General features: G+C 24.3%; 8 protein-coding genes. 4 read left to right on the top strand and 4 right to left on the bottom strand.

Annotated elements, in window-relative coordinates; translation table 4 throughout:
* Positions 1–14: 14 nt before the first annotated feature.
* Positions 15–1940 carry an ATP-dependent zinc metalloprotease FtsH gene (gene ftsH / locus BU00_RS04795; RefSeq protein ID WP_156926448.1) on the top strand — a complete coding sequence of 642 codons (1926 nt, stop codon included), beginning with the start codon at positions 15–17 and terminating at the stop codon, positions 1938–1940.
* A 90-nt stretch (positions 1941–2030) separates the two neighbouring features.
* Here ftsH and BU00_RS0103785 read toward each other — a convergent pair whose 3' ends face one another.
* The 4 genes from BU00_RS0103785 to BU00_RS05410 form a co-directional block, all read right to left on the bottom strand.
* Positions 2031–2240: a TM2 domain-containing protein gene (locus BU00_RS0103785; RefSeq protein ID WP_027121525.1), complete on the bottom strand. Its 210-nt coding sequence runs from the start codon at positions 2238–2240 to the stop codon at positions 2031–2033.
* 9 nt (positions 2241–2249) lie between these two features.
* Positions 2250–3374, bottom strand: a complete 1125-nt coding sequence (locus BU00_RS0103780) for a hypothetical protein (protein WP_156926447.1) — start codon at positions 3372–3374, stop codon at positions 2250–2252.
* Positions 3340–3684 carry an HNH endonuclease domain-containing protein gene (locus BU00_RS0103775; RefSeq protein ID WP_027121523.1) on the bottom strand — a complete coding sequence of 115 codons (345 nt, stop codon included), beginning with the start codon at positions 3682–3684 and terminating at the stop codon, positions 3340–3342. The genes BU00_RS0103780 and BU00_RS0103775 overlap by 35 nt, the downstream gene beginning before the upstream one ends.
* A 192-nt stretch (positions 3685–3876) precedes the next feature.
* Complete coding sequence (locus BU00_RS05410) at positions 3877–3999, bottom strand: hypothetical protein (RefSeq protein WP_281170791.1); 123 nt, start codon at positions 3997–3999, stop codon at positions 3877–3879.
* A 152-nt stretch (positions 4000–4151) separates the two neighbouring features.
* Here BU00_RS05410 and BU00_RS0103765 point away from each other — a divergent pair, with 152 nt between their 5' ends.
* From BU00_RS0103765 to BU00_RS04990, 3 genes are all read left to right on the top strand, one after another.
* Positions 4152–12089: an ABC transporter permease gene (locus BU00_RS0103765; RefSeq protein ID WP_027121522.1), complete on the top strand. Its 7938-nt coding sequence runs from the start codon at positions 4152–4154 to the stop codon at positions 12087–12089.
* 1 nt (position 12090) lies between these two features.
* A complete protein-coding gene (locus BU00_RS0103760) occupies positions 12091–13065 on the top strand; it encodes an ABC transporter ATP-binding protein (protein WP_051521870.1) in 975 nt (324 codons plus the stop codon).
* A gap of 90 nt (positions 13066–13155) precedes the next feature.
* Positions 13156–14051 (top strand): restriction endonuclease subunit S (locus BU00_RS04990; protein ID WP_211246803.1); only part of this gene is annotated, 896 nt, incomplete at its 3' end.

Raw genomic sequence — 14051 nt, 5'->3', positions numbered from 1 at the left:
TAAAAAGGAGGAAAATGATTAAAAATTATAAAAAATATATAATTATTGGTGTAATTATAGCTTTAATAATTGCTATTGTTTTATGATTAACAATTGGTCAAAAACAAAGTTTTACCGAAATAAAATTAAGTCAATTAATAAGCAATATAAAATTTGCTAGTGAAGATACCAATGATGCAATTTATTTTAAAAATATATCAGTTAATACATATGCAAACAACATTACAGGAATATTTGTAAATGGTGATACCACATTAACATTTGTTACAAATGCACCTTTTGGTATTTTAAATAATTCATTTAGTAATGATGTTTATCCATTTATTGATAAAGCATTAAGAAGTGCATCTGAAATGGGTATTTATGAAACAGCGCCACAACCAAAAGATAATGTTTTCTTATCATTCTTTATTTCTTTATTCCCAACAATAATTTTCATTCTTTTCTTATATATCATATTTAGAGCACAATCTAAAATGATGAATGGACAATCTGGTGGAATGTTAGGAGACAAAAATCCAGCACAAATAGTTAAATCGGATAAAAAGTTTTCTGATATTGCAGGAAATAAAGAACCAATTGAAGAAATAAGAGAAATAGTTGATTATCTTAAAAATCCTAAAAAATATGAAAATGCAGGTGCAAGAATGCCAAGAGGTATTTTACTTGGTGGTCCGCCAGGGACAGGAAAAACACTTCTTGCAAAAGCAACAGCGGGTGAAGCAGAAGTTCCATTTTTCTTTGTTTCTGCTTCGAATTTTGTTGAATTATTTGTAGGTATGGGGGCCAAAAGAGTTAGACAAGTTATTGCAGAAGCAAGAAAACATTCTCCAGCAATTATTTTTATTGATGAATTAGATGCTATTGGTAGAACAAGAGGTAGTGGTATTGGTGGTGGTCATGATGAACGTGAACAAACATTAAATCAACTTCTTGTTGAAATGGATGGTATTAAAGAAAATTCAGGATTACTTTTTGTAGCAGCTACAAACAGAACAGACGTTTTAGATCCTGCGCTAACAAGACCGGGTCGTTTTGATAGAGTTATCACTGTTGGGTTACCTGATGTTAAAGAAAGAGAAGAAATTCTTAAACTTCATGCTAAAGGAAAAAGATTTGCTTCTAATGTTGAATTTAGTAATATAGCAAAAAGAACACCTGGTTTTTCTGGTGCTCAACTTGAAAATGTTATTAATGAATCAGTTTTATTAACAGTTCGTGAAAACTCATCAGTTATAACTCTTGAAATTATTGATGAAGCTATTGATAGAGTTATGTCTGGTCCAGCTAAAAAATCTAGAACAATTACACAAGAAGAATTAACAATGGTTGCTTATCATGAAGCAGGGCATGCCGTTGTTGGTATAAAAGTTCCAGGAGGAAATAAAGTTCAAAAAATAACAATTATTCCAAGAGGACAAGCAGGTGGTTATAATTTAATGATGCCTGAGCAAGAAAAGTATAATTATACAAAAGAAGAACTATTAGCTTCTATTGCAAGTTTTATGGGTGGTAGAGCAGCTGAAGAAATTATTTATGGTGAAAATAGAATTTCAACCGGTGCTTCCGATGATATTAATAAAGCTACTTCTATTGCAAGAAGAATGGTTACAGAATTTGGTATGAGTGACTTAGGTCCAATTAAATATTATGATGAATCTGGTAGTCCATTTTTAGGAAAAACTCTTGCAACAAGTTCATCAATTTCAAATCAAATTAGTCATGAAATAGATCTTGAAATTAGAAAAATAATTACAGAAGCAAAAGAACTTGCTTTAAAAGTTATTAAAGAAAACAAAGATTTACTAGAACTTATTAAAACTTTACTACTCAAAAAAGAAACAATTATAGCTGAAGAAATTAATTATATTGTTAAAAACAATAAACTTCCAGAAGAAAATCAAGAACAAGAAAAAAACAAGAAATTGTTTATGATTTAGATGAACTAATTGCTTCTACTGAAGAAATTATTGAAGCAAAACCAGAAGAAAGCGACAAAAAAACAGAAATATAAAATTTCTGTTTTTATATTAGTTTTGAATATAATTACCTTTTGAATCTTTCATTTTACCTGTTACAGCTAAAATGATGTCGATTAAATATCATATTCCAGATCCGCCAAAGGTTAGTAGTTTTAAAATACCTAAACCTACTCTTCCTGCATAAAATCTGTCAACTCCTAAACCACCTAAGAAAATAGATAGTAATATTAGAACTGTTCTATCTTTTGAAGATTTCATATTTCTCCTTTATTTTTTAAATAAAATGCTTAAAGCATCAGAATTTCTTTTCTTGTTATCAATATTTTGATTAAATTTAACTTCTTCAATTATTTTTTTTGGATTTTCATCCTCAGTTGCTTCCATTAGTTCTTCTTCATTATTTATTATTGTTTTGTATTTTTTATTATGTGCACTATAAACTATTAAAAGGAATGAATATCAAATTAACATTAGTAAAATTCAAGGAAAACTTATCACTAAAAGTATTTGCAAAGCGATAAATCATCTTGATTTATATTTATTTTTATTTCAAGTATCTTGTAAATGGTAATATAGTGTCAAAAATGAAACAAAAAAGAATGATACAATACCAAAAGTAACGAATATAACCATTGTGTTTATCATATTTATAGTTTCAGCAAAAGTCATATTATTAAAATAAACTTTCTTACTAAATCCTATATATGTACCAGCACTTACTAAAAAACAAAAAATTGTAAATAAGAAAGTAAAAGCAAATATTTTTACCATTAATTCTTTTGATAAAGTGAATTTTTTTGTTTCAAAAATCAAGAAACTATGATTATTTTTACCTTCTCTAACTTTGTTTAAAACTAATAGAAAATATCCTATAATTAAAAAAGTAACTGGAATAAATGATAAAAATACAAAAAATATTTGTAAAACTATATATCGTGTATGTGGATATTTATTTTCAACTTCTTCAATATTATTCCTTTCACATAGTCTGAAATATAAAATTATTAATGATAAAACAACTGCAGCAACTCAATTTAAGAGATAAAGAGTTATGAAAATAAAAAATAAAATTCAAACCCCTATAATATATCTCAAAGCAATAAAAATGTGTATAGGATTATTATAATAATCATTAATTTTATAAACATCGCTAAGCGCACTGTTTATATTGTGAAAAGTTTTAATGTCTGGTCATTTAAATTCAAAATATACTCTTTTTGGATCATATATATCAAGACTTAAAACAAGACCTTCGAGTATTATTAAAAATAATAAAAATAAATTAATTGTCAATAAAATCCCAAAAACTTTATTGAGTTTTTTTACAGTGGGACTTACTTTATTATTAATAAAACTATTAGTTATATCATCTTGAATCATAAAGTATTTCATCTGTATCTTGGTTTTTTATTTTACCTTTTGTAACTTGAAGTCTAACTTCATCACCATTTTCTAATGTAGCTCATCACGAAGTTTTATTTTCTTTTTCGTTATTTGTGAGATGGTGACAAATGACAAGGTTTGTTTTTCTACCACTTCCATTTCTTGAAAGTGGGATAATATGATCTACATCTCAACCAAATTCAGTTTCGGTACCGTATTGATCGAAATGTATTTCATATCTTGTATAGTCACGAATTACTTTTTTATTTCCGTATCTTTCTTTTCAAAGTTTTTGTGCGTTTTGTTTGTTAATGTCCATAAAAGGCCCCCTTAATTATATTAATAAAAAAATATAGTTTTCTCAAACTATATTTATCATTTATATTAAACAACAAAAAAACTCTAAATATATAGATTTAAAGGTGTTTATACTTTGTATATTAGATAAATTATATTAATATAGAACGTATAAAGTTGTTTAAATAGATAAATATAGCTATTTTATAAATAATTATTTATTTAGTTTTTGAATTATTGGATTCATTTGATTTGATCTATTGTCATTGTTTTGTTTGTAAGAAACATTATTAGGGTTTTTTACATTTGATCTTTGATCATTAGATTTGTTTTTCATAAAAGCTCCTTCAAAAATATTATATATATATATATATATAAACCAAGCAGAAAAATAAGACAATTTGAATTATATATTTAGTCTTTTTTTAAAATGTAAAAATTTAATATAATACTAAAATATTTTTATATTTTTAATTTTATAGGAGAAAAATGTGGAATTTATTTAAAGAAGTCTGACGTTCACTTTTTAAAAACAAGGTTGTTCTTGCAGGATTAACTTTGTTAGTTTTTATTACTTCTGGCGTTTTTACGGTATTACATGATACTGCTAAATCTATGTCAAAACAAAGAGATGATTATAAAAAACTTTCAAAGTCACATAACCTTACAGTTGATTACAATTTACCTATTCAAGGTGATACATATAATAATGGTTATTTTATTAATGGTTTAAGTAGAGAACAAGGTATATCAACATATAATAAACCAATTAAATATGAAACAAATGAATTAATTAAGAAAAAAAATAAAATTTTAACCGATAATATTAAAGATAAATATGTTCCTATTAATACATTTTTAAATTCTAAAAATGAATATGCAAATAAATACATTAAAATTTCAGACTTTATAAACTTATATAATACATATGATCCAGAATCTCCTGAAAATAGTTTTTTATCATTAGATTTTTCACAACAAAAAAAATACTTTAAATTAAAAAATAATAAAAAGTTTACTCTTTATACAAAAAATAATAATAATCAATATGAAGAATCACATATCGAAGTTAAAGTTAATAAAAATAAAGTTTTCACCCTTGATAAAGAGTATTTATTAAGAGATATTGTTTATATAACAAATGATGAAGAAAAAGATGTTTTCTTTTCGCGGGTATCTGCACTTTTTGTTAATGTTGAAACTAATGAGTTAACTTTTGATGTTTTAAAAGGACATAATTGAGAAAAAGACGGTATTGGATATAAATTAGATTCTCTTAAAATAGTAAATTTATTAGGGTTTAACACTTTAAACGATAGAGATTTGGTTTATAAAAGAGATAATACAATTAATCCTATTTTAATAAATATAGAAGAGACTGATAAAATAAATGATTTTCTTCAAAAAAGTTTAAATAATACTCTTAATTATTCAGATATTTTTAAGGAAGAAGCAACATTTAATAAAAAAGAAGTTTTTAACTTTGAAAAAGAAATAAATTACACAATACCATCAGAATGAGCTATCATTTCTTATGATAAAACATATTATGAAAGATTACATTATGAATCAACTTTTATAAATGATTTTAAAGAAAAATGATCTGGTTCTTACAAAACATTTATGGAAAATCTTATTTCTGAAAATAATGGTGTATTACCAAAAGAATATCAAGACTTTTCATACTGAAATAAAGAAATAGTAAATTTTTCAATCCCTTTTGTTTCAAATGAAAACAGTGAAATAGTTGAAGGTCAACCAGAAATTTTAAATAAAACAAATTTAGTTTTACAACAAGATGAAATTTCAAAAGTTAAATTAATTTTTTCACCTGAAAACAAAATAGAACAACCTGATGTCAATTTTGAAAAATACAATTATCAAGACACTAAAACAATTCAAGAAATTGAAAATCTTAAAAAAATAACAACTTCACAATATAATCAAATAGTTGATAAGGATTGAGTTCAAAAAGTATTCAACAAAATTAAGGCGGGTGCTTTAAGTGTTATAAAAAAAGAAATTTATCAAAATATAGAAGAAAAAGTTGGTCAAGAAAATATTGGTATAAGACAATCAATTACTATCGATTCTTTTTCAGATGAAAAAGAAAAGAAAGTTTATCATTTTGTTAATGTAGGTGATGACCAAAATTCAATTCAAGGAATAAAAAATAATTTAAACTTACTTATAAATAGAGATATAAAAAGTAGTTTAAATGATAAAGAAATAAACCTAAGTAAATTCTTTTTAAGTCATCAAATATCACCATTTATATCAAATATTATTATTCAAAATGTTTTATTTAACGTTTTCCCTGATCCTAAATATATTAAACTAGATTTTGAGTTTAATAAAGTTTCAATAATAGATGAAGTAACAAAAGAAACAGATTTTTATCAAAACGGTAAAGTTATAAAACTTGCTCATTATTTACCAAAAGAAAATTTATCTAAAGAAGAATATAATAAATTTGCAGAAATTGGTTTATTTATTAAAAATACAGATGAAATAATTGTTGTTAAACCAGAATATGATAATAATTCTCAAATCCAAGGTTGAAAAAATTATTATATTGAAGGATTAAAAAACTCACTTTTTAAAAGAACAGATTCTGCTTCTTTTGAAACTTGATTGTTTAAAAATAATTTAACATTAAAAGTTGAAGTTGGTGAAGAAGGTTGAGCAGAACAATCATTAACTTACAAGAATTTACTTTATGTTCCATTTATTTTTAGAGCACCGTCAAATGATATTTTAAATCAAGCTTTAACAGAAAGTAATTTAAAACTAGCTCTAAGTTTATTAGAAAAGAATTTCTTTAACTCTGACCTATATAAAAAAGGTTTTATTAAACAAGATGTTTTAATCTCTTTCATTAAAGCCGCAGATTATTCAATTCAAGAAAATAATTTTGCAAAGGTATTTGCGACAGGTAATTTTAATCTTAATATCTTACCTAAAATGATTTTTGATTTGATTTATTTTATGACTCAAAATAACAATAATGATCATTTCAAAAAATTAATAGTTGACTTCTTAGAAAATATTATTTCATTGGTGAAAACTAAACCAAGTGAAGAAGAAAGAAAAGAATATTTAGCAAAAAATATTATTAATGTTTTTAATTTTGTTGAAGTTTTAACAAGAACAAAAATATCAACCGCATCAGAAATTAAAAATATTTTAAATGCATCAAAAGATATAGTTGGTTTATTAGAAATAATCACTCAATTTATTAAAAATGTTGATTTTATTAGTTTTACAAATAAAGTTAACAATTTCTTTTTAAATAAATATAACAAAAAAGAAATTGTAGATGGAGTTGAATATCAAAGAAAACTAAGTTTATTTGATATTGTTATTTGATTACTTGAATCAATTGATCAAAAGAATCTAAAATCAACTTTAATTAGAATAATAGACAATTTAGACAAAGATTTATTATTAGATTTCAATTCACCAGATAATCCATTAAGTTTTATTTTAAAAACCATCCCTGAACCACTAAGAAAAATTTTAGTATTAATTGATGCACATCCTAACTCAAGCGAAAGTTATAGTAATGTTATAAATGGGGTTAAATTTTTAATCGAAATATTTGATGTTGATGTATTTATTAAGGAATTAAAAAGTAGTCTAAAATCTCAAACACATAGTTTTACAACTGATGAAAAATCATTATTAACAAACTCAGCTCAAAAAATAACAAGACATACAATTATCAATTCTTTATCAAATACCGATATTGAATTTGCTGTTTTAAAAGCATTTTTTAATACACCAGGATCAAGTCAAATTATTAAAGAAAAAATAATTGAGATTTTCAACATTTCTTCTTTAGGAAGACATATTGAAATTAATGAAAATGAATTTTTATCTGTTCCTGCTTCTGATGAGAACAAATTAGACTTCTTTGATTTATTAGAATTTTTTAGCAATTTTAATGTTCTTGATACAACAGAAAGTTATTTTGACAAAATAGAACAATTTATTAAAAAGTATGAAAATAATGACAAAATAGTTTTTAATGAACTAACAAGAAATGAAAAAGATATTGCTTTGAAGTTTTTTAAATGAACAAGTAATGATATTATTTTTGATCCAAAAAATAATGAAACAATTAAATCTTGAAAAGATATAGTTAATGTATTAAAAAACGACCCAAATGATATTTATAAAGAAGATATTAAAAATAAATTTGGATTTTTAGCAAGTGAATATTTTAAATTCAAACCAGATCAAAATAAGTTAAATACATTTTGAAATCTTATAAATACATTGTTTTCTAAACTAATCAAAGTAGATGAAAATAATTATGATTATTTTAAAAGTTTATATCCTATTTTAAAGGTATGATTTAAACTATTCTCTGAGCAAGGTGTAGATTTTAGTAGTAAAATATTTTTTGCAGACGAATTACTTAAATTTATTAACTCTGAATTTGTAATAAATGAATTTAATTCGTTTGAATTATTCCAACCAGCAGCGTTAAATATCGCTAGTTATAATAAAACTAATTTTGGTATATCTCGTTCATTAGCAAATCCAGATAAAATGGCTGAATATTTCTTTGAATACAAAAATAATCAATTTGTTAAAAAAGAATTAAATGATTTTATTAATAAATTTGAAAATAAAGATCAAATTGTTAATTTTATTTTAAATAACAAATTTATATTAACACAAAATATTGCTTATATTGCTTCAGCACAAAAATACTTAGGTTTTTCTGATGATGATATAAATTTCAAAAACATTACTCTAAAATATAAAAATATATTATCAACAGTTGTTAATTCATTAATTGAACTTTATGCAACAAATGCTAATTTCCAAAAATATTTTAATGAAATTAACTTTATTTTAACAAATGATTTTAATAGTGTTTCGATTGAAAGACTAGGTATTTCAGATGTAATTTTAAATCCTGTATTATTAAGACAGAATCCACAAGTTGTTTTATGATATTTTGCAGATACAAATAACGTTGGAGATGATTCAATAACAAACTCAAATATTGCTTATTTAATTAAAGATAAAATAATTAATTTTGAAGATTTAGTCACAAATAAAGAAAAAGGTATTCAATTTATTAATTCTTTATTTACTGAAAAAACTTTCTTACCTAATGTTGAAAGTGAAGTAAATAAATCATTAGCGATTGATGAAAACGTATTTAGTAACTTAAAAGAAAAAGTTGAATTAAACAAAGAAGATTATCAATTTTTTGGATTAGACCTTTATGAAGTATTAATAGGTATTTTAGACTCTGTTACATCATATACTGTCTGAGATAATGTTTTAAACTTTAATCAACCAGCTTCATATGTTGCAAAAGTTAATTATGCATTTTTAAAAAACAATAATAAAGAGATTTATGCAGGTGCTATACCTAATAATCCAATTGAAGTTTTAAGATTAATTAAATCTTTACCAGATAAATATTTAATTTCAGTTAATGAATCTAAATATATTATTATCGGTGATGATATTTCATATGATTACTTTTATCCAGTAATTGATGAAGCAAATCTTCAAGTTAACACAAATGATCAAGCTATCATCTATGTTAATCAAAATGGTTTTGATAGAATAAAACAAGCATATTTAGGAACTCTTGTTAAAGAGTATCTAACAGTTAATTATGCAAATAAAACAGAAAAAGAATTAACTGAATATAAAAATAATTTAAATGAATATATTTTACAAAAAACAAATGATCCATTAAAACTACAAAGAGTATATTTAAGTACTGAATTAGATCCAATTAACCCTGAAAGAAGTTTAAGAGTTTCTATTGTTGAAAATCTTACAAATTCTGTACAAAAAGTTTCAAATGTTTTACTTATAATTTTAGTTAGTTTAGTAGCTATATCTATTATTTTTATCATCAAAAGGTATATTGCTGGTAAAAATAAAGTTATTGGTATTTTAATTGCACAAGGTTATACACCATTACAAATTTCACTTTCATTATCTGTATTTGGTTTATTTACAATCTTAGTTGGTGGGATTTTAGGTTATACAACTGGATTTTTACTTCAAGGTGTAGGTGTAAAAATATTACAAAACTATTGAACAGTACCAGTTGAAACACTTAATTTTTCATTTATCTCATTTGCTATAAACTTACTTGTGCCTTTGGCAGGAATGGTTGTGCTTATTGTAGCAATAGCACTGAGAGCATTAAGATTTAAATCTATTGACTTAATGTCAGGTATAACAGAAGTTAAAACTAATAACTTATACTTTAAATATCAAAAACTTTTTGAAAAAGCAAATATTAAAACTAAATTTAGTTCTTCCCTTGTCTTTAACAGTTTTTGAAAACTATTTTCATTTGGAATTTCAGTAGTTTTAGCCAGTGTTACAACTGTTTTTGGTTTTGCAACATTTGGTGTGTTCCAAAAAACAATTGATAATACATATAAAAATAGAAACTTTAACTATAAATTTGATTTAACTTCGCCCACAAGACAAGGTGGGCCAATTAATACTTATTCATTAGATAACTTAATTGATGATATTTATGTACCTGTAGGTTCTTTATCTGAGTATAATAAATATCAAAGTGACTATTTCTCTTCTGGTTATTCATCTGCTATTAATGTGGATGGAGCAAACGGTAATCCAAATCCATTTAATGGACACGTTATTACTCAATTTTCAGTAAGTATTAACATAACATCGGATGTTATTTCAATTGATCCGTTTTCACTTGTGTTTAACAGTTTACCAGATACACAAAAAGCAAGAGTTTTAAAAACTCGTGATATAGTTGGAAATGCATTGATGAAAACTCAAAAAGGATTAATTTTTGAGGAAAATAGTAATTTTGTTGACTTAAACAAAACTTATGAAAATGGTTTACGTGCATTTTTCCAATATATTCCAGATATTAACGATGTCAAAAATGGTAGATTTTACAGACTCGAATGAAACGATGAAGAAGGTAAATATTTACACAAAATCATTTCTACAACAGAATTTAGAAATGAATATAGAGAGTTTTTAATTAATGGTTATAAAGAAATTAAAAATGATATTGATGCAGCTGATTTCTTTGTTTCATTTAATACTTTATTATTTGAACCTGGTGAAGATGAAAAATACACTTATGTAGATTCTGAATATAAAAATGAAAAAATCAGACTTTACGGATACCAAAAGGATTCTGCACAAATTAAAATTGAAAATAATGGAGAAAACTTACTTGAAAAAATCAATAATCAATTTGAAGCAAATAATTTTGATTTAAACAAGCCAATTCCAATTGTTATTAACAAAGTTGTTTCAGATAAGTTTAAATTATTTAATAATTCAACATTTAAATTAAAAGTTAAAAATCACGTCGATAGATTTTCTCTTAATCTTGAAAAAGAACTCGGAAATAGTTCTAAGCAAGAAGATATTAATCAAAAAATAAACAAAGAGTATGAATTTATTGTAGTTGGTATTAATCAAACATTTATTAATAATGAATTTATTATTCCTAAAAAAGCCGCTGATTTCTTAACAGGTATTGATGAAATTGTTGAAGAAAAAGTTGCTAAATTTAAAGATAAATTACCAGCAGATTTTGATAAAGAAAAATATAAATTTAATGGTCTATTTTCACAAAATGAAATACCAAAACAATTAATTAATGCTACTGGATTGTATTCAGTTTCAGGTTATGGTGGATCAATTGATAAATTTAATATTTCAAATACATCAGATAAAGATAAAAAAGATTTCTTTGACGCTTTATTTGGTTCACAAGAAACAGTACAAAACCTTAAAACACCCGGATTATTAATTCGTTTAGGCTATTCAAATGAAGAAGTAGCTAAATTCTTAGAAAAAGATTACAATCCTAATAAAGATGATTTTAGAGATATTTATAATAATGCAAGAAACGTTCCAGATGCATATATTAATAAATTAGCTGATATTTTTGAAAACCAGATGCATATTCCGCTTGCTTATACTCTTGAATCAAAAAGTATTGAAGTAGGATTTACATTATCAATTGCAAATACAGTGCAAACAATTGTGACAATTGTGACTATTTTAAGTTTCCTTGTTTCAATAATTATATTAATAATTATTTCAACAATTTTAGTTAATGAAAACGAAAAGAACATAGCAATATGGTCAATTCTTGGTTATACCAATAAAGAAAAAATCAAAATGTTCTTTGGTATTTATGTGCCATTTATTATCATTTCACTATTGATTGCATTGCCAATTGCATTCGGATTTATGTTATTGTTTAATGCGTTCTTAACAGCGTCAGCATCAATATCTGTACCATTAACAATTAATTTTGTGACATTTATTTCAACTGTATCTGTTGTGTTTGGTGTATTTATAGTTACAACAGCGCTTGCTTGATTTAATATAAACAAAATAAAAGCTATTGACTTATTGAAAGGTAAATAAAATGCAAAAACAAAATAATATTAAAGATGAATTAATAAAAGATTCTGAAACACCTGAACAAAAACCAGTTGAAGAAGTTACTGTTGTTGCAAAAGGTAAAGGTAGCGCTAAAATTAATAAAAAAAATGTTTTTGAAATCCTTGATTCTGAAGATAATTCTAATAGATTACAAGTTGATAGTTACATTGCTCGTAAATTAAGAAAAGCATCGAATAAAAAAAGACCTAAAGATGAGTTTTTTAACAAAACGAATAGTGAAGGAAATATTATTGAAGTTCAAGGAGTAAGTAAATATTATTTATCAGGAAACATAGTTTCAAGAGTTTTAAAAAATGTTTCACTTGAAATTAAAAAAGGTGAATTTGTTATGATCTTTGGTAAGTCTGGTGGTGGAAAAAGTACACTTTTAAACTTAATCAGTGGACTTGATAGACCTTCTCGTGGAAACGTTATAGTGTGTGATACTAACTTACCTTATTTAAGTGATAATAAACTTACCTTGTTTAGAAGAGCACATATTAGTTTTATCTTCCAAAACTATAATTTACTTCAAAATCTAAACGGTTTTGATAATGTTAAAACTGGTGGGTATTTACAAAAAGATCCAGCAAAAAAATTAAATATAGATGATTTATTTAAAGAATTTGGATTAGAAGAAATTAAAGATAAATATCCTTCACAAATGTCCGGAGGACAACAACAAAGGATTTCGATTTTAAGAGCTCTTGCTAAAAACTCTGAAATTATCTTTGCTGATGAACCGACAGCAGCCTTAGATGAACAAACCACAAGTTTAGTATTATCTTATCTTTTTGATATTAACAAAAAATACAATACCACTATTGTTATGGTTACTCATAATCCTCATATTGCTAACATAGCTGATAAAATTGTTTATGTGAAAAATGGTAAAATCAAAGATGTTAAGATAAATAATAATCCTTTACATCCAAGTACTCTGAATTGAGAAAACTAAAAATTTAATGAAAAAAGTGCAAAATGCACTTTTTCTTTTTAGTTTTTAATCAAAATAATATAATTAAATTAATTATGTTTAAGGAGTGTTATGAGTAAGTTTTTAAAGCCAGAGATTAGGTTTGAAGGGTTTGATAGTGAGTGAGAAAAAATATGTTTAAAAGATTATTGTGAATTTTTAAACGGTAAAGGACTTAGCCTTGAAGAAGTAAAAAAATATGGATTTGTAAAATGTATACATTATGGTAGTTTATACACTGATTATGGAATGGTCATAAAAGAAGTTATTCATAAAACTAAATCAATAAAAAATAATTCAATTTTTAGTAAATATGGAGATGTTTTAATACCTGCTTCTGATACTACACCAACTGGTTTAGCAAGAGCATCAAGTGTTTTAGAAAAAGATGTTTTAATTGGTGGTGATGTTAATATTATTAGACCAAATAAAAGTATATTATTAGGTTCATTTCTTTCTCTTAATATAAATTATAATAAACAAAAATTAATCCCATTAATTAAAGGAACATCTGTTAAACATATACATAATTCAGATATTAAAAATATTTATCTAAAAATAAGTAAAGACATTAATGAACAAAAAGAAATATCCAAAATTTTTATAAATATCGATGATCAAATTTCAATGCAAAATTTAAAAATTAAAAAACTCGAAAATGTTAAAAAAGAATTATTGCAAAAAATGTTTGCAGATAAGGATGATTTAGTTCCTAAAATTAGGTTTGAAGGGTTTGTAAATAAGTGAGAAGAAACAGAATTAGAAAATATTGTTAACTATAGAAGTGGAAGTGCTCATGAAAATTTTATAGAAAAATACGGTCAATTTAAATTAATTAATTCTAAATTTATATCAACAGAAGGTCGAGAATTCAAAAAAACCTCGATTGCTTTTGAAAAATTATCAAAAAATACTATAACAATGGTTTTATCTGATGTTCCAAACGGAAAGGCATTAGCGAAAACTTA

Source organism: Mycoplasma leonicaptivi ATCC 49890, assembly GCF_000622205.1.
Classification (GTDB): Bacteria; Bacillota_I; Bacilli_A; order Mycoplasmatales; family Metamycoplasmataceae; genus Mycoplasmopsis; species Mycoplasmopsis leonicaptivi.
The sequence above is the reverse complement of the archived record's forward strand: the minus strand, read 5'-3'. Positions and strand labels throughout refer to the sequence as shown.